We start from the raw sequence: 25,390 nt of genomic DNA on the forward strand, positions 1-25,390 counted from the left end.
CGGTTGCGCCATGCAGGTTTTGACCGCTCCCGCTGGTTTCGGTCAGTCGGACTGCGAGCGCATTGTGGGCGGCGCGTTGGCGCAGCCCGTCTTGGCCGTCACCAGCCTGGCCTACGTCGCCGCGGGGATGGCCGTACTGTCCTGGGCGGTGCGGGTCAGGGCGCCGCTGGCCGGGGTTGCCGGAGTTGCGCTCGTGGCGGTCGGGGTAGGAAGCTTCGCCTTTCATGGACCCCAGCCGTCATGGGCGAAGCCCGCTCACGACTGGCCCATCGTCGCCGCGGTAGCGGTATACGCGGTCGGCCTGGCCCGCAGCGGGCGCCAGCGGCGGTGGTCAGCCTGGGCGAGGCCGGCCGGCGTCTTTGCGCTGGGATTGGCTGCCTACGCCGCGGGACGCTCTGGGTCGCCGCTGTGCCGGCCCGACAGCCTGTGGCAATACCACGGCGCCTGGCACGTCCTCTCTGCCGCCGCCGCCGGATGGGCTGCCCAGCTCATGGCTGGCGCATAGGAGAAACGCCTTTTCGTTTGCGCAGGTCAAAATTTGGCCATTCTGGGACTGGTTCCTCCCTGAATGCGTCAAAGGAGTTCCCATGATCTATCGCCGTGTTGTGTGGGTGCTCGGCGTCTTGGCGTTGACGCTCTTTTTCCCCGCCCAGGCGGGCGCGCAGCCGCCGACCCAGTGTTTGAGCAACACCCCTCAAGGCAAGCAGGTCTACATTCCGTGCGATTTGCTCAACGCACGCGTCAACTACCCGCCGGGGCAGCGGTGTGTTGGACCGCTCGATCAGTATCCGCCCGATGTGCGCGCCTGGTGTGGCTAAGGAATAGATACGGGGCGTCGTGGAGCCTAGGGGATTCGAACCCCTGACTTCTGCCTTTCAAAGGCGGATCGCGCGGCTGGTCAGGGGTCCGATAGCCCATCAACGTGGCCAATCACATAACAGTGATTCACCACAGATAGCTGTAACCGTGGGCAGATTGTGAGCAATCTGTGGTCATAGCACGACCTGTAGACAACGCCCGAGTCCGTCGCGTGGCGCCTAGCCAGCTACATCAGTGGCTGCATACCTAACTACTGTCCACATAGACGCGCTGCTCGACGCGCGCTCTGCCGCACGCCTTTCAGGCTCACAAACCAGGAAGAACGCACCAGCGGTTCACTCAGATCCTCGGTCTAAAACCCGACTTGGCTCACTTTCGGGGTGTTGACGGAGCGGCTGCGCGTTGAGCTGCGGTTTTGGTTGCGATTCGGATGGAATTTGAACACTAGGATCGGGCCGTACGCTGCCCGGATGGCCTAAGTGCGAACGGTGAAGACGTCGTCGGGGGCCACCGCGGTGCAGGTCGTGTGGTCCTGGCGCAAGGGCTCTCGCTCAATCGAGCATCTCGGTTCGGGGCACGACGACGTCGAGTTGGCGGCGCTGAAGGCTGCGGCTGCCGAGCGGTTGGCCGCTCTGGGCAGACCGAGCTGGATCTGGGGATCTCCGGTCACCTGGGGCCGGGCACGGTGCCGCTCCTGTCTTCGCAGATGACCCCTCTGTGGGATAGCGAGCTCGAAGGCGTTGGCCGCGGCCTGGGCCTTGTCGATGTCTTCGGCGCTGTAGATGTCCTTGAGCGCGGCCAACGCGCCTGGGTGTGCTGATTTGGACAGTGCGGAAAGGACATTAGCCTGCTTGTGGATCAGTGTAGGACCAAGGCGCCGAATGCCCAGCAGATGAGCGCGTTGCCAGTAGCCATGACTACATCGTCCGTACCACGTGGTGAATAAAGCTCGAGGAGCGTGTTCGATACGGCGATCACCAACGACAGTGCCAGCCACGGCGGCGGCAACTGGTTGGCCATGACGATGACGGCACAGAAGATCAGCGCACCGGTGAACCCGCTGACGATGCCCGCCACCGATTTGCGATTGACGTCGCCGATGCCGCGCACGCAGATCTTTTGGCGTCCGAACAGCGCTCCGCCGATCTCCGCCAGCGCATCGGCGACCATGTACGAACCCCAGATGAGCGCGAAGACGACGGCGAACTGGTTCGGAGGAAAGACGACGGCGAGCTGCTTGCCGATCGGGACCATCACGAACTTGAACATCAACCACAAGGTCATGATGAGGAGGCAGTTCGCCCGCGCGAGCACGCCGTCCATGATGCGCGACTGCGGACCGTAGGCGACCGCCGCGAGGAATCCTTCCCCGTAGTAAAGGGCGAGGAACACCCACGCGACGACCACGCCGTCGAGCAGACTGTCCTTCATGAACGCGGTGGCGAACGTCTCGGGCCGCTCGGTGCCGATGCGCGCGTAGAGATAGAAGAAGCTGACGGCCGCGAGCGTGATGAACCGGCCCCGGCGTCCGATCATGTCGATGATGCGGATGCGACGCTCGGAGTGGCGCGCCACGATCTCCTTGACGTCGTAAGGCGCGGACATGCGTGACGAAAACGCGGCGCGGCGTTCTTCGTTCGAGAACCCCGCGACAGACTTCAGTAGCGCGTTCTTGATGCCGTACCAGATCCCGCCCCAGAAGACCCCGAAGATCAGCACGCCCGAGGTCACGCGTACGATCTCGTCGCGGTCGACGGCGTAGGTGCCGAAGAACACCGGGTCGGCTCCGGTGACGAGCACCGCAAGCCAGAAGACGGTGAGTGCGCCGTTGAAGAGGAGCGCGCCCGTGAAGATCCAATCGGCGACATGGCGCCGCTGTTCGAGGAGTGACGCGGGCGCGGGTGCGTCGACACTTGCGACGACCCGTCGAACGCTATGGCCGTGAGGTGGACCACGGAACAACATGCCCCCAACCCCCCGTGTCGTGATGCTCCGGTTTGGTCATGTTGTCCGGCTCGTCGATGCGAGCGTATGCGCTCGCATAGTCATTCACATCGGGAATTGTGGAACCCGACTGGGCTCACCCTCGGGGTGTTGGCGGAGCGGCCGCGCGTTGAGCCGCGGTTTTGGTTGCGATTCGGATGGAATTTGAACACTAGGAGCTGCGCTGGCGGGATCTCGATCTGGAGAATCTGCGGCTACGGATCTCATGCTCGGTGACGCTGGTCGATCGGTTGTTTGTTGTGGGATCACCCAAGAACGGGAAGGCTCGCGCGGTGAGCCTGCCAGCGTTCGTGGCCGATCTGCTGACACCGCAAGATCTCGACGCACTGGTGTTCCCCGACTCGATGGGCGGCTACATGCGCGGCACTAATGTCCGGCGCCGGTGGTGGTCGCGGGCGGTCGCCGCCGCGGAGTTGTTTCCCGAGGACCGTAATGAACACTGCCGGGGAGTCAAGGGTGGTATGCGAGTTCAAGCTCTACGAGCTGCGCCACACGGCTGCATCCCTAGCGATCCAGGCCGGCGCCAACATCAAAGCGCTTCAGAAATGCCGGGCCATGAATTCGCGGGTTTGATGTTGGACCGCCACGGCCACCTGTATGGGTCCGATGTTGAGGCGGTCGGTGTCGCCATCAACGACCTGTTAACTCGCAATTTGGGCAAAATGTGGGCACGGCGTGGACTGGCACGAATTCCAGCCCTAAGCTGCGAGCCGCAAGCTAGCCACTGACCTGCGCATATTCCTCGTGGAGCCTAGGGGATTCGAACCCCTGACTTCTGCCTTGCAAAGGCAGCGCTCTACCAACTGAGCTAAGGCCCCTCGGGCCGACCAGCGGTCTGGTCGGCGGCCACATGCCAGACCTCGACGCCGCGCCGAGACCGAACCACCGCCACCAGCAGGGCGATCGCGGCCAACCCCAACATCAGTCTCACGGAGCGTTTTGGCGAACACATGGTTGTGGGCCTAGGAGGACTCGAACCTCCGACCTCTTCGTTATCAGCGAAGCGCTCTAACCGCCTGAGCTATAGGCCCGCACGCGCGTACGGCCGAGCGACGAGATTACCCCACCGGACCGTCCGTCCCCAAAAGACTAGTCTCGGTCGGCCAGCGTTACTTCGATGCCGCCGATGAGGTCGGTGGTCAGGTTGTAGATGAAGGCGCCGATGGTGGCCATGGCCGTGAGCAAGACGATGTTGACCAACCCGATCAGCACAGCCCCACCGAAGATGGTTCCGCTGGAGACCAGGTCGGCGCTGCCGCTGGTGTTGTTCAGTAGGTCGCCGACGTTGCTGTTGAGCTTGCTCCACACGCCCATCCCGCCGAGTACCAAATACAGGAAGGCCACGGCGATCATCCAGACGAAGAACAACGCGACCGAGAGCACCAACGACACCTTCAACGTGCTCCACGGGTCGACCCGCCGGATCTGCATGCTGGCACGTACCGGACCCCGGGACCGCGCGCTCACCTGGACCCGGCTTCCCAACCGCTCTGTCGGAGGCGACGTGTCCGCCTTTTCCCGCTCGGGCGGGGGTTTGCGCTGCGCGGTGCGAGGCACCGGGCCGGAGAGATCAGGCAGTTCGCTGGTGTAGGCGTCGGTGTGCCGGCTCTCGTGTCGCGGCGGGGCCGAGTCGGCTTCGTGCGGCGGCGCCTTGGCGGGGCCCGGAGCCGGCGTTTTCGCGGCGCCGGGAGCTGCGGTTCCGGAAATGAACCGGCTTACCCGCGCCTCTGCGCCAGAAGGCCGACCGGGCGAACGCGGTTCGCGCGGCGGCGGCGCCTCCGAGGACGGGCGGGACGGCGCCTGGGGGGATCGGGCGCCGCTGCTGCGCTGCCTGGGAGCCGCGTCACGGGCATCGGAAGAACGGTCGGCGGCCGGTCGGTGTGGGCCTACCCGGTCGACCGAGCCATTCCCGTTCGGGCTATCGCCCGGTCCGGGGTATCCCGGCTCGTTCGGTGAAGTCACCCACCGCTCCTTACTTCCGTCCGACCGTCGAGCAGGTCGGCCATCGCTACGTGTTGGGTGCGGTACCCAAATCGTCGTCGGCCACGCCAGCCTCCTCGGCGTTACGTGCGATGGCTAACAGTGTGTCGCCCTCGCCCAAGTTCATCAACCGAACGCCCTTAGTCTGCCGCCCGGCCTTGCGGACCTGCCGGGCCGCGGTCCGAATCACGCCGCCACCGGAGGTGATGGCATACACCTCGCTGTCCTCGTCGACGATCAGTGCTCCAACCAGCCTGCCACGTCGGGTGTCGTACTGGATGGTCAAGATGCCCTTGCCGCCGCGGCCCTGCGTGGTGTATTCCTCGATCGCCGTGCGCTTGGCATAGCCTCCCGACGTCGCGACCAGCAGATATGTGCCTTCCCGGACCACGTTCAGCGACAGCAGGTAGTCGTCGGCGTTGAACCGCATGCCCTGCACACCCGAGGTGGCGCGGCCCATCGGGCGCAACGCGTCATCGGTCGCCGAGAACCGGATGGACTGCCCGTTGGCCGACACCAGCAGCAGGTCGTCGTCGGCCGAACACAACACCGCCCCGACCAGCTCGTCGCCGTCGCGCAGGTTGATCGCCACGATCCCGCCTGAGCGGTTCGAGTCGAAGTCGGTGAGCTTGGTCTTTTTCACCAGACCGTTGCGGGTGGCCAGCACCAGATACGGGGCGTCCTCGTAGCTGCGGATCTGGATGACCTGCGCGATCCGCTCCTCGGGTTGGAACGCCAGCAGGTTGGCGACGTGCTGCCCGCGCGCCGTCCGCGAGGCTTCCGGCAGGTCGTAGGCCTTGGCCCGATACACCCGGCCCTGGGTGGTGAAGAAGAGGATCCAGTCGTGCGTCGAGCACACAAAGAAGTGCGCGACGATGTCGTCCTGCTTCAACCCGGCGCCCTGAACCCCCTTGCCGCCCCGCTTCTGGCTGCGGTACAGGTCGGTCTTGGTGCGCTTGGCGTAACCGGTTTCGGTGATGGTGACGACGACGTCCTCCCGGACGATCAGATCCTCGTCGCTGACTTCGCCGTCGGCAGCCACGATGCGAGTACGGCGGTCGTCGCCGTGTTTGTCGACGATCTCTTTGAGCTCGTCGCGCACGATCCCGCGCTGCCGCTTCGGCTTGGCCAAAATGTCTTCCAGGTCAGCGATTTCGGCTTCGATCTTGGCCAGGTCGTCGATGATGCGTTGGCGCTCCAACGCGGCCAGCCGGCGCAGCTGCATGTCCAGGATGGCCTGCGCCTGGATCTCGTCGACGTCGAGCAGCTCGATCAGGCCCCGTCTGGCAATGTCCACGGTCTCCGACGCCCGAATCAGCGCGATCACCTCGTCGAGGGCGTCGAGCGCCTTGACCAGGCCGCGCAGTATGTGGGCTCGTTCGTTGGCCTTGCGCAGCCGGTAGGTGGTGCGCCGCACGATGACATCGAGCTGGTGGTCGACGTAGTGGCGGATCAGCTGATCGAGTCGCAGCGTGCGCGGCACCCCGTCGACGATCGCCAGCATGTTGGCGCCGAAGCTGGTTTGCAGCTGGGTGTGCTTGTAGAGGTTGTTCAGCACCACCTTGGCCACCGCGTCGCGCTTGAGCTCGATGACGATGCGCAGGCCCACCCGGTCGCTGGTTTGGTCTTCGATGTTCGCGATACCGCTCAGCTTTCCGTCGCGGACCTGCTCAGCGATCGAGGTGATGAAGTTGTCGTGGTTGACCTGATACGGCAACTCGGTGATGACGAGCGACGTGCGGCCGCGTGAATCTTCTTCTATCTCAGCAACTCCGCGCATCCGGATGGAGCCGCGGCCGGTCGCGTACGCGTCGGCAATGCCCTGCGAGCCGACGATCAGCCCGGCGGTGGGGAAGTCCGGGCCCTTGACCCGTTTGGTGACCGCCTTGAGCGTCGCCTCTTCGTCGGCGTCGAAGTTCTCCAGACACCAGAACACCGCCTCGGCGAGCTCGCGCAGGTTGTGCGGCGGGATGTTGGTGGCCATGCCGACGGCGATGCCGCCGGAGCCGTTGGCGAGCAGGTTGGGGAACCGGCTGGGCAGTACCGTCGGCTCCTGCACCCGCCCGTCGTAGTTCGGCGTGAAATCGACTGTCTCCTCGTCGATTTCACGCAGCATCTCCATCGCCAGCGGAGTCAGCCGCGCTTCGGTATACCTCATCGCGGCCGGCGGGTCGTTGCCCGGTGAGCCGAAGTTGCCCTGGCCGTCGACCAGGGGATAGCGCAGCGACCACGGCTGGGCCATCCGCACCAGGGTGTCGTAGATCGACGCGTCACCGTGCGGGTGGTAGTTGCCCATCGTCTCGGCAACCGAGCGCGCCGACTTTGCGTGGCTGCGATCCGGGCGGAACCCGGAGTCGAACATCGCATACAGCACCCGGCGGTGCACCGGCTTGAGGCCGTCGCGCACTTCCGGCAGCGCGCGCCCGACAATCACGCTCATCGCGTAGTCGATGTAGCTGCGCTGCATCTCCTGTTGGATGTCGACCGGCTCGACGCGGTCGGCGGCGTCACCGCCCGGAGGCAGCGTGGTGTCTGTCATTTATATCCCTTGTATGTCTTAAACATCCAAGAAGCGAACGTCTTTGGCGTTGCGGGTGATGAAGCTGCGACGGGCGTCGACGTCCTCGCCCATCAGAATGGAGAACAGCTCGTCGGCGGCGGCGGCGTCATCGAGGGTGACCTGGCGCAGCACCCGGACCGAGGGATCCATCGTGGTTTCCCACAATTCCTTGGCGTCCATTTCACCCAGACCCTTGTAGCGCTGGATGCCGTCGTCCTTGTTGATCTTCTTGCCGGCCTTCAGCCCGGCCTCCAGCAGGCCGTCGCGCTCGCGGTCGGAGTATGCGAACTCCGGATCGCTGCGCTGCCACTTGAGCTTGTACAGCGGCGGCTGCGCCAAGAACACGTGCCCGTTTTCGATCAGCGGGCGCATGAACCGGAACAGCAGCGTGAGCAGCAGGGTGGAGATGTGTTGGCCGTCGACGTCGGCGTCGGCCATCAGCACGATCTTGTGGTATCGCAGCTTGCTGATATCGAACTCGTCGTGGATGCCGGTGCCCAGCGCGGTGATGATCGCCTGGACTTCGGTGTTTTTCAGCACCCGGTCGATGCGGGCCTTCTCCACGTTGATGATCTTGCCGCGCAGCGGAAGGATGGCCTGGAACATCGAGTCCCGCCCGCTTTTCGCGGAGCCACCGGCTGAATCTCCTTCCACCACATACAGTTCCGACTTGCGTGGATCGGTGGAGCGGCAGTCGGCCAGCTTGCCCGGCAATCCGCCGATGTCGGTGGCGGTCTTGCGACGCACCAGCTCACGTGCCTTACGGGCGGCGATGCGCGCCTGCGCGGACGAGACCGCCTTGTTGACGACGGTCTTGGCATCGGTCGGGTTGGCTTCGAACCAGTGGGTGAGCTGTTCGTTGCAGACCTTCTGCACGAACGACTTGACTTCGGTGTTGCCCAGCTTGGTCTTGGTCTGGCCCTCGAACTGCGGCTCGCTGACCTTCACCGAGATGACGGCGGCCAGACCCTCGCGGATGTCGTCACCGGTGAGGTTGGGGTCCTTGTCCTTGAGCAGCTTGCGGTCCTTGGCGTACTTGTTGACCACCGATGTCAGCGCCGCGCGGAATCCCTCTTCGTGGGTGCCGCCCTCGTGGGTGTTGATGGTGTTGGCGAAGGTATGCACCGACTCCGAATAGCCTGCGTTCCACTGCATTGCGATCTCGACCTCGTGGCCCTCACCCTTGCCCGAAAAGTCGACGATGCTGCTGTGAATTGCGTTCTTGGTGCGGTTGATGTGTTTGACGAAGTCGACCAGACCGCCGGGGTAGTGGAAGGTGCGGTGCTTGACCTTCGGCTGCGGGGCGTTGCGTTCCGCCGCCTCTTCCCGTGCCGACTTCGGCGCTTCGGCGGTGTCGCTGACGACCTCGTCGACCACTTCTTCGGCGGCGACGCGCTCGTCGACCAGTTCGATGGTCAAGCCCTTGTTGAGAAACGCCATTTCCTGCAGCCGGCGGGCCACCGTCTCGAAGTCGTATTCGGTGGTCTCGAAGATGTCCGGATCGGCCCAGAACCGCACCGTCGTTCCGGTTTTCTTGGTTTTTTCGCCCTGTTTGAGCGTGCCCGGCACCGAGTGGTCGTAGTACTGGAACCATTCATAGCCGTCGCGCGCGATCTCGACCTCAAGCCGGGTCGACAGCGCGTTGACCACCGACACACCCACACCGTGCAATCCGCCCGAAACCGCGTAGGCGCCATCGTCGCCACCGAACTTGCCGCCCGCGTGCAGTTGCGTCATCACTACATCGACGGTGGGGATGCCGGTCGCGTGCATCGCGACGGGGATGCCGCGTCCATCGTCGGTGACCTCTACGCCCCCATCCTCGAGGATCTTCACGTCGACTTTGGTGGCGAAGCCGGCCATGGCCTCATCCACCGCGTTGTCGACGACCTCCCAGATGAGATGGTGAAGACCGCGTTCGCCGGTCGAGCCGATATACATGCCCGGCCGTTTTCGAACCGCCTCCAACCCTTCAAGAACCTGGATGTCTCCGGCGTCGTACGACTTGCGGGCCTTCTTCTGGGCAGCCACGGTCGGAATGATCTCCTTGGGGTTGCGGGCGCGTTATCCGATCACCGCGCGTTAGTCCTCGGCCAGTCTACCGGTAAGGGCGCCCAGCACCGATTCTGTGAGGGCGTTTCTACACAGCTGTCTGCGCCGTGCGCGGAATTTCTCGCTATTGCATGCGTCCTGACGGCTGGCGGGTCAAGTTGCGCTCTTGTAACGGCCCTGAGCCGATCTTTCGGCCGGTCAACCATAGGTGTCGCGGGGGCCTCTTCCGGCGATGTGCAGCGGCCCCTTGCGCCACGACGGCGCGACCGGGCCGGTGATTTTCAGCGATGTGACGACGCCATCGCCGACTTCGGCGGCGATCTTCGCGATCAGCTGGGTTTGCATGATTCGCAGCTGGGTCGCCCACGCGGTGGATTCGGCGGACACACTCAACACCCCGTCGCGCAGGGTGGTGGGTCTGGCGTGTTCGGCGATCTGTTGTCCGACCACCGACGGCCACTGCCCGAACACCGTGCCCTCGGCGACGCGCGATGACCATCCCTGCTTTTTCGCCACGTCGCGCGCGACCCTGCCCAACGGTTGCGGGTCGCGGCTGTCTGGGCCCGGTCCCGACCAGCGCCGTCGGCTCGACGCGCCGGCCACCCGGCGCGTCGACGGTATCCGCCGCCCCCGCCCGACGTCTTTCCCTTGCGTGCGCGCGGCGCCGCGCGCCTCCTCCAGGGTGCGCCGGACAAGGTCCATTGCATCGTCGGGGTTCAATGGTCGCGCTCCTCCTCAGGCCGTTCCGGCCTGCATCGTCGACGCTCCGGGTTCATGGCGCACGACCGACACGCGTCCATTGTCGTCGTCGTGCAACGCGATGGTCACCCGCCGGGCGTCCCAATCGTGGGGAATGTCATCCACGACGGCCGCCGTCACCAGGACCTGCTCTGCTGACGCGGCGGCCGCGGCCAGCGCCGCACGGCGTGCGGTGTCCAGTTCGGCGAATACGTCGTCCAATAGCAGCACCGGCTCACCACCCTCTGCGCGCAGTAGTTCGTAGGACGCCAACCGCAAAGCTAACGCCATCGACCACGATTCACCATGGCTGGCAAAGCCTTTCGCGCGTTGTTCACCGAGTTTCAGCTCCAGATCGTCACGGTGCGGACCCACCAGACACATGCCGCGCTCGAGCTCGGCGTCACGGCGCTGTGCCATCTGGGCCAACAGCGCGGACCGCAGCGCCTCCGCATCGACACCCTCGCCGGTGTCGACACTGGCGCGGTAGGTGATGGTCGCGGCCCGCGATCCCGGGGCCAGCTGTTCGTAACTCTTCTCCACTTCGGGCGCCAATTCGTTGACCAGGTCCATCCGGGCGGCCATCAGCTCGGCGCCGTGCGTGGCCAGGTGCCCATCCCAAACCTCGAGCGTGTCCAGTGTGCCGCGGTCACCCCGGAAGCGGGCACCCGACGCCGTCTTGAGCAGCGCGGTGCGCTGACGCAACACCTTGTCGTAGTCCGCGCGCACCGCAGCGATCCGCGGGCGGCGCACGGTCGCCAGGTCGTCCAGATATCGGCGCCGATCGGCGGGATCGCCCCGGACCAGGGCCAGGTCTTCCGGCGCGAACATCACCGCGCGCAATACCCCGACGACCTCGCGCGGGCTGCGCACCGGTGACCGGTTCAGGCGCGCCTTGTTGGCCCGCCCCGCCGCGATCTCCAGATCAACCGCACACTCCCGACCGTCGTTGACGACGATCGTCGAGATCACCGCACGCGAGCAGCCCACCCGCACCAACGGCGCGTCGGTCGCGACCCGATGCGAGCCCAGGGTGGACGAATACCACAGCGCTTCAACGAGATTCGTCTTGCCATATCCGTTCGGCCCGACGAACACCCAGCGGCCCGGTTCCAATTCCAAATCGGCGTGTGCCCACGACCGGAAATCCCGCAACCCGAGATGGCGAACGTACACCTAACCGCTAACCAGGTAGGCGGACCGGCATCAACAAATACACGTAATCGGTCGACACTGCTGAGAACGGCCCGGTGCCGCTGGGCAGGGGGTCATCGTCGGTGACCGGGCGTAACACCGCCGGCTTGTTGGGCGTGGTGAAACCGAACAACACCCGCTCGGAATGCAGCGAACCCAACCCGTCGGTCAGATATGTCGGGTTGAATGCGATGGTCAGCGGCTCACCCGCGAAATCGACCGGCAGGTCTTCTTCGGCGCGGCCGACGTCGTCGGCGCCGGCTGAAAGGCGCAGCGCACTCTCGGAAAATTCCATCCGCACCTGCGCACCTCGGTCAGCGACCAACGCGACTCGTTTGATCGCCTCGGTCAGCTCGCCGACATCGATCGTGGCCACCGCAGTGTGTTCGGCGGGCAACAACTGACGAAACTTCGGGAACTCGGCGTCCAGCAGCCGGGTCGTGCTGCGTTTCCCGCTTCCGCTGATACCGAGCAATCCCTCTTTGCCCACCGCAGAGCCCGCACCCAACGACAAATGCACCTCGGCACCATCGGTTCCGGTTTTGGCCGACTCGGCCAGCGTCTTCGCCGGCACCAACACCGCCGCCTCGATATCGGGCGATCCCGCCGACCAGGTCAGCTCGCGAACCGCCAACCGGAACCGGTCGGTCGCGGCTAGCACCACAGTTTCACCGGAAATCTCGACCCGGATCCCGGTCAGCATGGGCAGCGTGTCATCCCGGCCAGCCGCGACGGCCACCTGGGTGATCGCCTCAGCAAACAGATCCGCCGAAAGCGTGCCGGTTTCTTCGGGCAGCGCGGGCAACGTCGGGTAGTCCTCGACAGCCATCGTGGGCAGCGAAAACCTGGCGTTACCGCAGGTCAGCGACACCCGGGTGCCGTCGACCTGCACGTCAACCGGCTTGTCCGGCAAAGCCCGGGTAATGTCAGACAACAGCCGCCCCGACACCAAAACCGTTCCCGGAGAAGCTATTTCAGCGGCCAACCGAACTTCAGCCGAAACCTCGTAGTCGAACCCCGAGATCGTCAAACCGTCGTCCGAGCCGGTCAACAGCACTCCGGCGAGCACCGGCACCGTGGGCCTGGTGGGCAGATTTCGTGCCACCCAGGCCACTGCGTCGGCGAAGTCGTCACGCACTAAACGGAACTTCAAGTCGGTCAAACCGACCTTGGTCGTCGCCACGTTCATAGCGTCCCTTCATCGCGGCAGTCGAACCACAACCGTAGAGCTTCGGCCGCCATCTTGAAAGCTAATCGATAGCAGTGACACTCGGGATGTTGTTGTGCCGGCAGGCGGGTGGGAAGCGGGTGTCCCCAGGTGTCTTTTCGAAGAAGAAACTACGTAGAGATATCAGTAGCAGTAGTAAGGCCTGTGGATGCTGGGGACAGGTTGGCGTCGGCGCTGCTGGGGAAGCGAACCGGGTTGTGGATGACGACACCGGCGGTTGTGTGGTTTGTGTGCAGCGGTTGGGGATGACGTACGGCTGTGCACGGGCCGGGGAAATCTTGGCCACGGCATAGACCGGTTGCTCACAGGGATATGCACACCGCGGTTAGCGCTTGGAGCGTTGCCGAATGCGCGTGGTGAGTTCCTTGACATGGTCGAAGACCTCACGCCGTTCAGCCATTTCGGAGAGGATCTTGCGCTGGGCGTACATGACTGTGGTGTGGTCGCGGCCGAAAGCCTGACCGATTTTCGGTAACGACAGGTCGGTGAGTTCCCGGCAGAGGTACATGGCGATTTGGCGGGACTGGGCCAACGCCCGGGTTTTACCGGGCCCGCGGAGTTCCTCGACGGTGGTGTCGAAGTACTCGGCTGTGGCGGCCATGATCGTCGCCGCGCTGATCTGCATGGTGCTGGCGTCGGCGATCAGGTCTCGTAACACGATTTCCGCCAGCGACCGGTCGATCGGTGTCTTGTTCAGTGACGCGAACGCGGTGACGCGGATCAAGGCGCCCTCGAGCTCGCGGATATTGCGTTCGATGCTGCTTGCGATGAGCTCGAGCACGTCGTCGGGTACGGCCAGGCGTTCCATTTGTGCTTTTTTGCGCAGGATGGCGATTCGGGTTTCCAGCTCGGGCGGCTGGACGTCGGTGATCAAGCCCCACTCGAACCGGGTCCGTAGCCGGTCCTCAAGGGTGGCCAGTTGCTTGGGTGGGCGGTCAGAGGAGATGACGATCTGTTTGTTGGCATTGTGCAGGGTGTTGAAGGTGTGGAAGAACTCTTCTTGGATGCCCTCTTTGCCTTCGATGAACTGGATGTCGTCCACCAACAGCACGTCGACGTCGCGGTAGCTGCGCTTGAACGCGACCTTGCGGTCGTCGCGCAACGAGTTGATGAAGTCGTTGGTGAACTCTTCGGTGGAGACGTACTTGACCCGCATGCCGGGAAAGAGGCGCTGCGCGTAGTTGCCGGCGGCGTGCAGGAGGTGAGTCTTGCCCAGTCCGGATTCGCCCCAGATGAACAGCGGGTTGTAGGCGCGAGCCGGTGCTTCGGCGATGGCCAGGGCGGCGGCATGGGCGAACCGATTGGAGGCGCCGATGACGAACGTGTCGAACGTGTAGCGCCGGTTGAGGCTGGTGCCGCCATCACCGTCGGCGTCGTTGGTGGGCGGTCGTTCGGTGAAGTAGGCAGGCCAATTCTCGTGTGCGCTGGCCAGGGCTTCGCGGTCTTCGTCTACCTCGTCGGCGTCGGCGGCCGGCTCCTCGGGCATCGGGGCACTGCCGTCGTCGGCCTCGTCGTCGGCCGGAGGAGCGATACGCACGCCCAGTTCGATTGGTTGTCCGAGCCGTCGGCTCAGTGCGTCGGTGATCTGGGTGCGCAGGTGGCGTTCGATCTCGTTCTGCACGAAGCTGCTCGGCACCGACAGCAGAGCAAATCCTTCAACAATGGTCAGCGGCTGCACGAGGTTCAGCCAGGCCCTTTGCTGAGGGGTCAGCGGAACGCCGTAGGGCTCACCGTTTAGCGAAGAGCCGTCGGTCGGAAGCTCGCCGTTGAGTTCGGAGACGACCGCATTCCAGACCGTCGCGAAACTTGATCCGGGGTCATCGGTCAACGACGGATCCCCCTGATTCGACGTCGATATACAACCATAAGGTGCGACGACGGGCTGTCCACATGGTTATCCACAGGTGTGGACAGGACAGCCCACGTCACGCCGCAGTTTAACGGCGACAGCACACAAGATCGGCGCTCGAGACACCCAGCATAGGTTGCCTGGAAAGGAAGCCGATCCGCCATCCTCGCTTCGTTGTCGGGCGCCGTTCCAGTCCGAAACGGCATGCACGAAGCTAACAAGTTTTCTGTTTGAGCGCCAACAGTTCTGCAACATTGCCGGGTGCTTTCATAACATCGCTCGCCGCCAGCCGTGGCGGGTGTGACGGCAGTTAAATCGCGGTGCCGAGTCGATGGCGCAATGGGGAAGGTTTGACCCGACGAACGGTCGTCAGTACCCTCGAACAGTCGCCCGAAAGTCGGCGATACGGCTGCGATCCGGGCAATATGCCCGGGGCCCGCGCCGGTTACCAGCGAGACACCGAGCCTGCTGAGGCTTCGTGAGGGCAATCGTGTCCGACCGGCATGACATAAAAGGTCGGATCGCGATGCCAGATGCAACGAGGAGATAGTCGTGGCAAAGGGCAAGCGGACCTTCCAGCCGAACAACCGGCGCCGAGCCCGTGTGCACGGCTTCCGGTTGCGGATGCGCACCCGGGCAGGACGGGCGATCGTGTCGAATCGGCGTCGTAAAGGCCGCCGCACGCTGACTGCCTGATCAGACTGCGAATGTAGAGCGGTGCTCTCCGCACGGAACCGCATGAGGCGGTCGGCCGATTTCGACGCAACGGTTAGGCACGGGGTCCGAGCCGTGCAGCCGGACCTTGTCATCTATGCCCGACGCGCCACCGACGAGGTGGACGCCCCGAAGGTCGGCCTGATTGTCGCCAAGTCGGTGGGCACCGCTGTGCAACGGCATCGGGTGGCGCGTCGCTTGCGTCATGTCGCCCGCGCCGTGGTGCAAGGGTTGGATCGGTCCCAGCGCCTGGTGATCCGCGCGCTGCCGGGTAGTCGCGACGTCGAGTCGGCCCGACTGGAACGGCAACTGCGCACCGGCTTACGCCAACTCGAGTTGATGGGCTCGAACCGGTGAAGGACATGACGGGGTGGGCTAGCCAGGCCGGCGCGGCGGCGGCGCGCGGCTTGATATTCGTGATTCAGCTCTACCGGCATATGGTGTCGCCGTTGCGATTGCCGACGTGCCGGTTCACGCCAACCTGTAGTCAATACGCGGTGGACGCCCTCACCGAGTACGGCCTGGTGCGGGGGAGTTGGCTGGCCATCGTGCGGCTGGCGAAATGTGGCCCATGGCATCGGGGAGGATGGGATCCGATACCGGAGCGGCCGGTGGCGCCGGCGCGTGTAGGCCACGACTGGGGCACCCCAGCGAAGCGAGCGGAGGATTCCGTTGACGTTTGATCCGTTCAGCCTGGACATCTTCTATTACCCGGTGTCGGCGATTATGTGGTTGTGGTACAAGGCATTTGCCTTTGTGCTGGGGCCGTCGAACTTCTTCGCATGGGCGCTGTCGGTGATGTTCTTGGTGTTCACCCTGCGGGCAATCCTGTACAAGCCGTTCGTCCGACAGATCCGCACCACCCGCCAGATGCAAGAGTTGCAGCCGCAGATCAAGGCGCTGCAGAAGAAGTACGGCAAGGACCGTCAGCGGATGGCCTTGGAGATGCAGAAGCTGCAGCGCGAACACGGGTTCAACCCGATACTGGGCTGCCTGCCGATGCTGGCGCAGATGCCGGTGTTCCTGGGTCTGTATCACGTGTTGCGTTCGTTCAACCGCACGACGGGCGGGTTTGGTCAACCGCATCTCTCGGTGGCCCAGAACCGTGCCACAGGGAACTACGTGTTCAGCCCGACCGACGTGGCGCACTTCCTGGATGCCAACCTCTTTGGCGCGCCGATCGGCGCGTTCATGACCCAGCGGACCGGGCTGGACGCGTTCACCGAATTCAGCCGCCTCGCCGTGATCGGCGTCGGGGTGCCCGTGATGATCGTGGCGGGAATCGCGACGTACTTCAACAGCCGCGCCTCGGTCGCGCGGCAGAGTCCCGAAGCGGCAGCCAACCCGCAGACCGCGATGATGAACAAGCTTGCGCTGTATGTCTTTCCGCTTGGCGTGGTGGTCGGCGGTCCTTTCCTGCCGCTGGCGATCATCGTGTATTGGGTTTCCAACAACATCTGGACGTTCGGCCAGCAGCACTACGTCTTCGGGATGATCGAGCGCGAAGAAGAGGCGAAGAAACAGGAAGCGATCCAGCGACGGGCCGCGAATGCGCCGGCACCCGGCGCCAAACCGAAGCGTCCGCCAAAGGCCACGCCGGCGGGCGGCAACGGCGCGGCGGCGGCGCCCGGCGGCGGTGAGGCCGGTGCCGAGGTCGACGGACAAAGCAAGACCCGACAGGCGGCGCGCACGGACGGCGCGGCCAACCGGACTCCACGCCCGGGCGCGAAGCCGAAGAAGCGGAAACGCTGACCGGCGACCACGGCCGGGCCCTGAGACGAGAAGGGACAGAGGCAGGCATGACAGACGCCGACACAACTGAACGCGACGCACCCGAAGAACCGGTGCAGGACGCCGGCCCAGACGCCTCGACGGATACGGGCGCGGATACGGCGGCGGCCGACAGCGGCGATGAGGGCGGCGAAGAGGCCGGCGGCGACGCCGACCTCGAGGAGCGGTTGGTCGCCGAGGGCGAAATCGCCGGCGACTATCTGGAAGAGCTGCTCGACATCCTTGATTTCGACGGCGACATCGACCTGGACGTCGAGGGCAACCGGGCGGTGGTCAGCATCGACGGCAGCGACGACCTGAACAAGTTGGTGGGCCGCAAGGGAGAGGTGCTCGACGCCCTACAGGAACTGACCCGGCTAGCGGTCCATCAGAAGACCGGCGTGCGCAGTCGCCTGATGCTCGACGTCGCGAGTTGGCGCCGCCGGCGCCGCGAGGAATTGGCGGCGCTGGGCGACAAGGTTGCCAGGAGGGTACTGGAAAGCGGCGAGCGCGAAGAGCTCGCGCCGATGACACCATTTGAGCGCAAGATCGTCCACGACGCCGTCGCGGTGATCGACGGAGTCCACAGCGAGAGCGAGGGCGTGGAGCCGTCGCGCCGGGTTGTGGTTCTGCTCGACTGAGCGCACCACGACAACGCCACATAGAGTTACACCGGTGTAGTTCCAGCGGCTCGCCGCTGCCACCACCAGACCGGAGGAATGTTTCACGTGAAACATGTGGTCTCTTCCAGGCAAGTGGTGCCGCCAGTGCCCGCGCCGCCGGACGCCGCCGCTGCGGTCTTCGGCACGCGCCTCGATCTCGCCAAGCGCTATGCCGAGCTGTTGGCCGGTGCAGGTGTTGAGCGGGGAATCCTGGGCCCCCATGAAATCGACCGACTCTGGGAGCGCCACCTACTGAACAGTGCGGCGGTGACCGAGCTGGTGAACCCGGGGGAACGCGTCGTCGATATCGGCAGTGGCGCCGGGCTGCCCGGGATCCCGATGGTGCTCGCGCAGCCCGGCCTGCACGCCGTGCTCGTCGAGTCCCTGCTGCGGCGAAATGAATTCTTGACCGCCGTCGTCGCGGAGCTGGGATTGGCGATCGACGTGGTCCGGGGGCGCGCGGAAGACCCCGCCGTTCGCGAGCGCGTCGGCGGAAGCGACGCGGTGGTGTCACGCGCGGTGGCGGCGCTGGACAAGCTGACGCGGTGGAGCTTGCCCCTGCTGCGACCGGGAGGACTGATGCTGGCCGTCAAAGGGGAGCGGGCAGCCGAGGAAGTACGCGAGCATCGGCGTGTGATGACCGCGTTGGGCGCAGCTGATGTCAGGGTGGTGCAATGTGGCGTGAACTACTTGTCTCCGCCCGCAACCGTGGTGGTGGCGCGGCGCGGAAAGCCGGCCCCGAACCGGCGCAGGTCGCGCCGGAAGTCCGACAGGGAGAGAGTATGAGTGCGCCACACGGTCCGGCTCCTCAGCCGGAAGCCCCGGGGATGTCGCCACCAAATGTTTCACGTGAAACATCGCAGCCGGTTTCACGTGAAACATCGCCCGAATTCGACACACCGATCGGCGCCGCCGCCGAGCGCGCGATGCACGTCCTGCACACCACCTATCCGCCGCTGCGCCGGCCGCGTAACCGACGGCTGTTCACGATCGCCAATCAGAAGGGCGGCGTAGGCAAGACCACAACGGCGGTCAACCTCGCGGCGGCGTTGGCCATCCAGGGGCTCAAGACGCTCGTGATCGACTTGGACCCGCAGGGCAACGCGAGCACCGCGCTGGGCATCACCGAACGCCACTCCGGCACTCCGTCCTCCTATGAGGTATTGCTCGGCGAGATTCCGTTGCACGCCGCGCTGCGACGCAGCCCGCACAGCGAGCGCCTGTTCTGTGTGCCGGCCACCATCGACTTGGCCGGTGCGGAGATCGAGTTGGTCAGCATGGTGGCTCGGGAGAACCGCTTGCGCACCGCGCTGAGCGGCCTGGAGAACGGCGACTTCGACTACGTGTTCATCGACTGCCCGCCGTCGCTGGGCTTGCTGACCATCAATGCTCTGGTCGCCGCGCCGGAGGTTCTGATCCCGATCCAATGTGAGTATTACGCGCTGGAGGGGGTGTCACAGTTGATGAACAACATCGAGATGGTGAGGGCACACCTGAACCCGCGCCTCGACGTGAGCACCGTGATCCTCACCATGTACGACGGCCGGACCAAGCTCGCCGATCAGGTGGCCGACGAGGTACGCCGGTATTTCGGCGCCAAGGTCTTACGCACGGTGATCCCGCGCAGCGTCAAAGTCTCCGAGGCACCCGGTTACAGCATGACCATCATCGACTACGACCCCGGTTCGCGCGGTGCGATGAGCTACCTCGACGCCAGTCGCGAACTCGCCAACCGCGATCGACCAGTGGAGGGACAACCATGACTCAGCCGCTACGCAGGAAAGGCGGCCTCGGCCGCGGCTTGGCTTCGCTGATTCCGACGGGACCCGCCGACAGCGACTCCAACGCGTCGAGTCTGGGTCCGCGGATGGGCGATGCGGCCGCCGACGTCGTGCTCGGGGGACCGGGCCCGGCGAGCCCCAACGGCATGGGCGCGGTCTACCGCGAGATCGACCCGGGCCTCATCGAGCCCAACCCGCGTCAGCCGCGCCAGGCGTTCGACGACGAGGCGCTGGCCGAGCTCGTGCACTCGATCCGCGAATTCGGCCTCATGCAGCCGATCGTCGTGCGGCCGCTGGATGGTTCCAAGCGTTACCAACTCGTGATGGGGGAGCGGCGCTGGCGCGCCGCCCAAGAGGCCGGCATGACCACGATCCCGGCCATCGTCCGCGAGACCGGCGACGAGAACCTGTTGCGCGATGCGCTGCTGGAGAACATCCACCGCGTGCAGTTGAACCCGTTGGAAGAGGCGGCGGCCTACCAGCAACTGCTTGACGAGTTTGGTGTGACGCACGATGAGCTGGCGACCCGCATCGGCCGCTCGCGCCCGCTTATCACCAACATGATCCGGCTGCTTCGGCTGCCGATCGCGGTCCAGCGCCGGGTCGCCGCCGGCGTGCTGTCCGCGGGGCATGCTCGTGCGCTGCTGTCCCTCGAGGGCGGCCCGGAGGCTCAGGAGAACCTGGCCGCCCGCATCGTCGCCGAGGGGTTGTCGGTCCGGGCAACTGAGGAGGCGGTCACCCTCGCCAATCGGGGCGATACCGACAAGCCGACCCCTCCTCGGCGCAAGCCGATTCAGATGCCGGGGCTTCAGGACGTTGCTGAGCGGTTGTCCACTGCCTTCGACACCAGGGTCACGGTCAGCTTGGGCAAACGCAAAGGCAAGATCGTCGTCGAATTCGGCTCGGTGGAGGACTTGCAGCGCATCGTCGGCCTGATGAACTCGTCGAACACCTGACCGAAGACACGCCGCGATTCCGTCACTGTGACGGCTGGGCGCCCCAGGGCACCTTCAGCGACCGCGGCCAACTCAATCACCCTGTGCGCGAGCCCATTTCGGCGCTGTGCTTACCCGGCATCCTCGACACCGCAGCAGGAGCACGCCGAGGTGGCGCAAGTCGGCCATGCGCGACCATGCGGGCCGTCGCGCACTACCCCCCGTTTGCGGGATCCTGGGGGTACGCTCGCTTGCGGGGCGAAGTGACCACCCGTTTCGCGGGGAAGCCGGGTATTAGCCTCTCGCACCCTCACGGAGGCCCAGGAGTGTAGTGACTGCTCGAATCACACCGCTGCAGCTCGAAGCCTTCGACCAGCTTCCCAAGCATGCGCGCCGGTGCGTCTTCTGGGAGGTGGACCCCGCGACCCTCGGAAAAGACGACCACCTCGCCGATCCGGAATTCGAGAAGGAGGCGTGGCTGTCGATGGTCATGCTCGAGTGGGGATCCTGCGGCCAGGTGGCCACCGCGACCCCCGCCGAGTGCGGCCAGAGCGAGCCGCCATGCCTGGGGTATGCGTTCTACGCTCCGCCGCGGGCGGTGCCGCGCGCGCACCGGTTTCCCACCGCCCCGGTTTCCGCCGACGCCGTGTTGCTGACGTCGATGCGGGTGGAGCCCGGGCCCGCCGCCGACGATCTGCCCTACAGCCTGATTGCCCGGGTGGTCGACGAATTGGTCCGCCGCGGCGTGCGGGCGCTGGAGGCGTTCGGGCGCACCGATGCGGTCGCCGAGTTGCTTGACCCGCAGGCCGTCGACCCCGACGTGGCACCCGTGCTGGAGGCGCTGGGGGATTGCTCGGTCGAACACTGCGTCATCGGGGCCGACTTTCTGCGCGACGTGGGGTTCGTCGTGGTCGCGCCGCACCGGTATTTCCCGCGCTTGCGGCTCGAGCTGGACAAGGGCCTCGGGTGGAAGGCGGAGGTGGAAGCCGCCCTGGAGCGGCTGTTGGAGAGCGCGCAACTGCAGCAGCCGGTGGCCGCAGGTTCGTCGGCTACGACCCGCTGAGCCTGCTGGCCTGCTCCACCGACAATTCGTGGGCGAGGAGTTCGGCGAAGGTGAACGTGCCCGTTGGCCGGTCGTTCTTGCCAAGCAGATACAGCCGTTTGACCGCCGCCAGGATGCCTTCGGCAATGGCGTCGCGCGTCTGCGTCGTGACCAGCATCGCGCGATCACGAGGGTTGGTGATGTAGCCGATGTCGACCTGGACCGTCGGCATCCGCGTCAGCCGCAGCAGGTCCCAGGTGCGGCCATGGGTGCGGCAATCCCGTAATCCGGTGCGCGCCACCACTTCTCGTTGAATAAAGTCAGCCAGGTTGCGGCCGATGGTGGAGACCGACCCATGCGAATTGCCGAAGTGAAACGAGGCCACACCATTGGCCGACGGGCTGCAATGGGCTGCGCAGCGCAAGCTGATCATCAGGTCGGCACCGACGGCGTTCGCGGTCGCCGCACGCTCCGCGTCGGACGGGCTGCGGTTAGTCGGCCGCGACAAGAACGTCTCCATGCCGATCGCCGTCATCCGGCCCTCGAGACGACTTCCCAAGTCCCACAACATATCTGCCTCGCTGATGGGGCCGCCTGCGCCCTGCGTGATCAGACCGTGGTCGGCGCCGCCGCGACCGGGATCGATGATGATCCGCTTGCCGGAGAGCTTGGGACCGGACCGACGGACCAATTCCTCTTCACGGATGGCGTGCAAAGAGCCGCCGGTCACCCGCGAACTCAGAAAGTACAAGGAGCGCAACGTTTCCGGGCCGCAGATACCGTCGGCGTACAGCCCGTACTCGCGCTGGTAGGACATCAGCGCATTGTGCGTCTGCAAACCGAAGTAGCCGTCGACCAGGTCGGTGTAAAAACCCAGGTCTTGCAGCCTGGCTTGCAGGGTGGCGACGTCGTCGCCGTACATCGGCGCGCCGAACTGATGGTGCAGCGTACGCGCGCCCAGCCGGTAGGACGCCTCTTTCAGCGCGCGGTAGGTCGCTTCACCGACGATGCCGTCGACGAGCAGCCCGCGATGTTGCTGGAAGGCGCGCACCGCGTGGTCCAGGTCCTCGTCGAACACGTCCAGCGCGACGTGCTTTCCGGTGGTCAGGTCCTCCTCGGGGCCGTCCAGATGCCCCAGCGCGGTCAGTGCCGCCCGAATCTCGGTGACTGCTGCGCTGCGGTCTCCGCAGCGCAGTGATTCGCCGGCGCCGCCGTGCGGAATCGACATTCCAAAGCCTCCGGTGAGCCCGTGAACAGCCCTGCCGTGAGTTGACAGGCTTGGCGGTATTGTCGCAGACGCTCCGCGATTTCCGGAAAACGCCAGGCAACCGTGGCGATGCCAGGCCCGCTGTTATTGGGGGCTAGGCGTTATGTCGGACAGTTCCCGCAACAACGCGGCCTTGCCCTTTGCCCCCACGATGCGTTTGACCGGCTGACCGTCCTTGAACAAGATCAACGTGGGAATCGAGACCACCTGAAAATCGCGCGCCGTCGCCGGGTTGGCATCGACGTCGAGCTTGGCAACCCTGAGCTGACCGGCTTTTTCGGCCGCGATCTCCGCCAGCACCGGCGCCACCATCTTGCATGGCCCGCACCACGTAGCCCAAAAGTCAACCAGCACAGGCGTATCGCTCGCCAACACATCGCTGGCGAAAGAAGCGTCAGAGACTTCCACTGGGGCGCTGGTGTTCTCGGTCATCGCGGTACTCCAATCAGATCGGTGTCGGTGCCGGACTCGGTTTCGGCGGTCCCGTCGGACTCTGCGAGCTCGGCCAGCCAACGCTCGGCATCGATCGCTGCCGCACATCCGGTGCCGGCGGCGGTAACCGCTTGCCGATAGCTGCGGTCCACCAGATCACCGGCCGCAAACACGCCGCCCACTGAGGTACTCGTGGTGGGTTGCTTGACCAGCACGTAGCCGTCTTGGTCGACATCCAAGGCGTCGCGTACCAACTCGGAGCGGGGATCGTGACCGATCGCGACGAAGACCCCGGTCACGGGCAGCGTGCTTTCCTTGCCGGTGATCTTGTCGCGCAGCCGAAGCCCGGTAACCGTGCCGTCGCCCTCGACGGCGACCACGACGCTGTTGGTGATGAAGCGGATCTTGTCGTTGGCCCGGGCCCGGTTGAGCATGATCTTCGACGCGCGGAACTCGTCGCGCCGGTGCACGATCGTCACGCTTCGGGCGAACCGGGTGAGGAAGGTGGCTTCCTCCATCGCCGAGTCGCCGCCGCCGATGACGGCGATGTCCTGGTCGCGGAAGAAGAAGCCGTCGCAGGTGGCGCACGAACTGACGCCGCGGCCCAGCAGCTCCTGCTCACCGGGCACATTCAGATAGCGCGCCGCGGCGCCCATCGCCAGAATGACGGCCCGGGCCTGATGGGTCTCGCCGTCGGCGGTGGTGACCGACTTGACCGGGCCGTCCAGCGACACCGATTCGACGTCCTCCATGCGCAGGTCCGCCCCGAACCGCAGCGCTTGCTCGCGCATCTGATCCATCAGCTCCGGGCCGGTGATGCCGTCGCGGAAGCCGGGATAGTTCTCGACGTCGGTCGTGGTCATCAACGCCCCGCCGAACGCGGTGCCCTCGAACACCAGCGGCGACAGCTGCGCGCGCGCCGTATAGAGCGCCGCGGTGTAGCCGGCGGGTCCTGAGCCGATGATGATCACGTCATGCACAGCGGTGGCGGTCATACGAGCCTTTCGGGATACGGATTCAACCGTTTGGAACGCCAGCCTAGGGTGTGCTGTTCCCGCGGACACTACGGCCGCTTCACGAGTCTGTCAGCCAGTAGACCGGTGTTCGCTGAATTACAGGTGGGCGCCACCGCCAGCGCCGCCACCGTGCCGGGGGCCGTGCCCGGCACCACCAGCAAGACTGCGGGGCGCCGGGCGACTTCGAGCGGGCGGGCACCGAGCACGCGGGCGGACGTCGGGTAACCGAGGCCTTCGAGGCAGGACGCGCGGCGTTGCGGGTCGGCCAGTGGCCCGTAGTCCGGTGCGTGGTCGAGCAAGGCGAGGATCTGTTGATCCGACAGCGGAATCGCCGGGGGCGGACGCGACACCGTGATGTGTTGTGCGGTGGTCGGCGTGCTTGGCGTCGGCGCCGGCGCTCGCAGCAGCGCCGCGGTGCCGAGCCCGACCGCTACCGCGGCCGCCGCCAAACCGGCCAGCGCGGCGACGACTCGCGCCGGGCGGCCCAGATTGCCCGGTCGGACAGCATGAGCGGCGGGCGGCGCCGAGCCCAGCGCGGCGATCTCGCGGCGCACTCGGTTCAGCGCGTGCAGGGTCCGCTGGGCGTCCGGGTCGGTGCGGATCCTTTGACGCACCCGGGCGGCGACGTCATCGTCGAGCAGACCCGCTTGCAGGTCGGCGAGCAACTCCACCGTCAGCGGCGGATCCGCGCTCGCATCGTGGTGTTCATCCGGCTCGGCTCCGCCCATCCGCCTCAGTGTCCGTCATCGGAAACCGGATCGCCACGGCCCAGGCGCAATCAGGCGTGGTCGAGGTATCCGAGGACGCTGGCCAGGCGAGCTCGTGCGCGAGCGCAGCGGCTCTTGACCGTGCCTTCGGCCACACCGAGCAGCCGGGCGGTGTCGGCAACCGAATAGCCGTGCATATCCACGGCCACCACCGCGGCGCGCTGCTCGACCGGCAGCCGCATCAGCGCTCGTTGCACCGCGATTGCGGTCTCGACCTGCGCCGTGCGATCGGCCACCGGGTAAACGTCTTCCAAGGCGATAGTGGGATGAGTCCTGTTGCGGCGCAACCGGTCCAAGCACGCGTTGACCACGATGCGATACAACCAGCTGCTGACCGCGGCGTCATGCCGAAATGAGCCGGCGCCCCGGTGCGCGGAGAGCATCGCGTCCTGCAGCGCGTCGGCGGCGTCCTCGGGGCTGCGGCTGCTGAGCCGGGCGAGGCGCTGCAGTTGCGGGTGATGGCGGTGGATCAACTCCTCGAAGGCGTACCGGTCGCCGGCGACGTGGGCGGCCAGCAGTTCGGCGTCGCTGCGTTGCTGCCGAACCCGGCGACCGAAGCCCACGGCCGGACAGTAACCAA

25 protein-coding genes, 2 tRNA genes and 1 pseudogene are annotated in these 25,390 nt (G+C 65.5%); 13 read left to right on the forward strand and 15 right to left on the reverse strand.

Annotated features, from left to right (window positions below; genetic code table 11):
* Positions 1-10 precede the first annotated feature (10 nt).
* The 3 genes and pseudogenes from AWC06_RS16990 to AWC06_RS23685 form a co-directional block, all read left to right on the forward strand.
* Positions 11-505, forward strand: a complete 495-nt coding sequence (locus AWC06_RS16990) for a hypothetical protein (protein WP_085199184.1) — start codon at positions 11-13, stop codon at positions 503-505.
* Positions 506-587: 82 nt separating this feature from the next.
* A complete protein-coding gene (locus tag AWC06_RS16995) occupies positions 588-818 on the forward strand; it encodes a hypothetical protein (RefSeq protein WP_085199185.1) in 231 nt (76 codons plus the stop codon).
* A gap of 480 nt (positions 819-1,298) precedes the next feature.
* A pseudogene (locus AWC06_RS23685) lies at positions 1,299-1,543 on the forward strand (IS1634 family transposase); the annotation flags it as partial.
* A 134-nt stretch (positions 1,544-1,677) separates the two neighbouring features.
* Here the strand turns inward: AWC06_RS23685 and AWC06_RS23075 are convergent.
* Positions 1,678-2,784 (reverse strand): hypothetical protein, encoded by a 1,107-nt coding sequence (locus AWC06_RS23075; RefSeq protein WP_139820099.1) that lies wholly within the window; start codon positions 2,782-2,784, stop codon positions 1,678-1,680.
* A gap of 311 nt (positions 2,785-3,095) precedes the next feature.
* Between AWC06_RS23075 and AWC06_RS23080 the strand changes: the two genes are divergently transcribed.
* On the forward strand, positions 3,096-3,551 hold the full coding sequence (locus AWC06_RS23080) for a hypothetical protein (protein WP_139820100.1): 456 nt from the start codon (positions 3,096-3,098) through the stop codon (positions 3,549-3,551).
* Positions 3,552-3,568: 17 nt separating this feature from the next.
* Here AWC06_RS23080 and AWC06_RS17010 read toward each other — a convergent pair.
* From AWC06_RS17010 to dnaA, 9 genes are all read right to left on the reverse strand, one after another.
* A tRNA-Ala gene (locus AWC06_RS17010) sits at positions 3,569-3,641 on the reverse strand.
* 139 nt (positions 3,642-3,780) lie between these two features.
* Positions 3,781-3,854 (reverse strand) — tRNA-Ile (locus AWC06_RS17015).
* Positions 3,855-3,912: 58 nt separating this feature from the next.
* Positions 3,913-4,785, reverse strand: coding sequence for a DUF3566 domain-containing protein (locus AWC06_RS17020; protein ID WP_085199187.1), 873 nt, complete (start codon positions 4,783-4,785; stop codon positions 3,913-3,915).
* 46 nt (positions 4,786-4,831) lie between these two features.
* The gene (gene gyrA / locus AWC06_RS17025) at positions 4,832-7,342 is read right to left on the reverse strand and encodes a DNA gyrase subunit A (RefSeq protein ID WP_085199188.1); all 2,511 of its coding nucleotides are present in this window, start codon (positions 7,340-7,342) and stop codon (positions 4,832-4,834) included.
* An 18-nt stretch (positions 7,343-7,360) separates the two neighbouring features.
* Positions 7,361-9,394, reverse strand: coding sequence for a DNA topoisomerase (ATP-hydrolyzing) subunit B (gene gyrB, locus AWC06_RS17030; RefSeq protein WP_085199189.1), 2,034 nt, complete (start codon positions 9,392-9,394; stop codon positions 7,361-7,363).
* A gap of 219 nt (positions 9,395-9,613) precedes the next feature.
* A complete protein-coding gene (locus AWC06_RS17035; RefSeq protein ID WP_085199190.1) occupies positions 9,614-10,117 on the reverse strand; it encodes a DUF721 family protein in 504 nt (167 codons plus the stop codon).
* Between the two features lie 33 nt (positions 10,118-10,150).
* Positions 10,151-11,329 (reverse strand): DNA replication/repair protein RecF, encoded by a 1,179-nt coding sequence (gene recF / locus AWC06_RS17040; RefSeq protein WP_085199191.1) that lies wholly within the window; start codon positions 11,327-11,329, stop codon positions 10,151-10,153.
* A gap of 7 nt (positions 11,330-11,336) precedes the next feature.
* Positions 11,337-12,536 carry a DNA polymerase III subunit beta gene (gene dnaN / locus AWC06_RS17045; RefSeq protein ID WP_085199192.1) on the reverse strand — a complete coding sequence of 400 codons (1,200 nt, stop codon included), beginning with the start codon at positions 12,534-12,536 and terminating at the stop codon, positions 11,337-11,339.
* 364 nt (positions 12,537-12,900) lie between these two features.
* Positions 12,901-14,403, reverse strand: coding sequence for a chromosomal replication initiator protein DnaA (gene dnaA, locus AWC06_RS17050; protein WP_085199193.1), 1,503 nt, complete (start codon positions 14,401-14,403; stop codon positions 12,901-12,903).
* 573 nt (positions 14,404-14,976) lie between these two features.
* Between dnaA and rpmH the strand changes: the two genes are divergently transcribed.
* From rpmH to AWC06_RS17095, 9 genes are all read left to right on the forward strand, one after another.
* Positions 14,977-15,120 (forward strand): 50S ribosomal protein L34, encoded by a 144-nt coding sequence (gene rpmH / locus AWC06_RS17055; protein WP_083088040.1) that lies wholly within the window; start codon positions 14,977-14,979, stop codon positions 15,118-15,120.
* A 21-nt stretch (positions 15,121-15,141) separates the two neighbouring features.
* Entirely contained in the window at positions 15,142-15,495 is a 354-nt protein-coding gene (rnpA, locus tag AWC06_RS17060) for a ribonuclease P protein component (protein ID WP_085199194.1), read from the forward strand.
* A gap of 5 nt (positions 15,496-15,500) precedes the next feature.
* Positions 15,501-15,821: a membrane protein insertion efficiency factor YidD gene (gene yidD, locus AWC06_RS17065; RefSeq protein ID WP_085199426.1), complete on the forward strand. Its 321-nt coding sequence runs from the start codon at positions 15,501-15,503 to the stop codon at positions 15,819-15,821.
* A complete protein-coding gene (gene yidC, locus AWC06_RS17070) occupies positions 15,805-16,890 on the forward strand; it encodes a membrane protein insertase YidC (RefSeq protein WP_139820101.1) in 1,086 nt (361 codons plus the stop codon). Before yidD ends, yidC begins: the two co-directional genes overlap by 17 nt.
* Positions 16,891-16,937: 47 nt before the next feature.
* A complete protein-coding gene (locus AWC06_RS17075; protein ID WP_085199196.1) occupies positions 16,938-17,549 on the forward strand; it encodes a Jag family protein in 612 nt (203 codons plus the stop codon).
* A 78-nt stretch (positions 17,550-17,627) separates the two neighbouring features.
* On the forward strand, positions 17,628-18,356 hold the full coding sequence (rsmG, locus tag AWC06_RS17080) for a 16S rRNA (guanine(527)-N(7))-methyltransferase RsmG (protein ID WP_085199197.1): 729 nt from the start codon (positions 17,628-17,630) through the stop codon (positions 18,354-18,356).
* 41 nt (positions 18,357-18,397) lie between these two features.
* On the forward strand, positions 18,398-19,333 hold the full coding sequence (locus AWC06_RS17085; protein ID WP_169715376.1) for a ParA family protein: 936 nt from the start codon (positions 18,398-18,400) through the stop codon (positions 19,331-19,333).
* Positions 19,330-20,307 (forward strand): ParB/RepB/Spo0J family partition protein, encoded by a 978-nt coding sequence (locus AWC06_RS17090; RefSeq protein ID WP_085199199.1) that lies wholly within the window; start codon positions 19,330-19,332, stop codon positions 20,305-20,307. The genes AWC06_RS17085 and AWC06_RS17090 overlap by 4 nt, the downstream gene beginning before the upstream one ends.
* Positions 20,308-20,617: 310 nt before the next feature.
* Positions 20,618-21,349, forward strand: coding sequence for an acetyltransferase (locus AWC06_RS17095; RefSeq protein ID WP_085199200.1), 732 nt, complete (start codon positions 20,618-20,620; stop codon positions 21,347-21,349).
* Here AWC06_RS17095 and AWC06_RS17100 read toward each other — a convergent pair.
* The 5 genes from AWC06_RS17100 to sigM all read right to left on the reverse strand — a co-directional run bounded on the left by AWC06_RS17100 (position 21,336) and on the right by sigM (position 25,373).
* Positions 21,336-22,556: an N-acetylmuramoyl-L-alanine amidase gene (locus AWC06_RS17100; RefSeq protein ID WP_085199201.1), complete on the reverse strand. Its 1,221-nt coding sequence runs from the start codon at positions 22,554-22,556 to the stop codon at positions 21,336-21,338. The two genes, AWC06_RS17095 and AWC06_RS17100, sit on opposite strands and share 14 nt — an antisense overlap.
* Before the next feature lie 123 nt (positions 22,557-22,679).
* Positions 22,680-23,027 (reverse strand): thioredoxin, encoded by a 348-nt coding sequence (gene trxA, locus AWC06_RS17105; RefSeq protein WP_085199202.1) that lies wholly within the window; start codon positions 23,025-23,027, stop codon positions 22,680-22,682.
* Positions 23,024-24,022 carry a thioredoxin-disulfide reductase gene (gene trxB, locus AWC06_RS17110; protein ID WP_085199203.1) on the reverse strand — a complete coding sequence of 333 codons (999 nt, stop codon included), beginning with the start codon at positions 24,020-24,022 and terminating at the stop codon, positions 23,024-23,026. Before trxB ends, trxA begins: the two co-directional genes overlap by 4 nt.
* Before the next feature lie 68 nt (positions 24,023-24,090).
* Positions 24,091-24,771: a hypothetical protein gene (locus tag AWC06_RS17115; protein WP_085199204.1), complete on the reverse strand. Its 681-nt coding sequence runs from the start codon at positions 24,769-24,771 to the stop codon at positions 24,091-24,093.
* A gap of 50 nt (positions 24,772-24,821) precedes the next feature.
* On the reverse strand, positions 24,822-25,373 hold the full coding sequence (sigM, locus tag AWC06_RS17120; RefSeq protein WP_085199205.1) for an RNA polymerase sigma factor SigM: 552 nt from the start codon (positions 25,371-25,373) through the stop codon (positions 24,822-24,824).
* Positions 25,374-25,390 lie beyond the last annotated feature (17 nt).

This window comes from Mycobacterium fragae, from assembly GCF_002102185.1.
GTDB lineage: Bacteria > Actinomycetota > Actinomycetes > Mycobacteriales > Mycobacteriaceae > Mycobacterium > Mycobacterium fragae.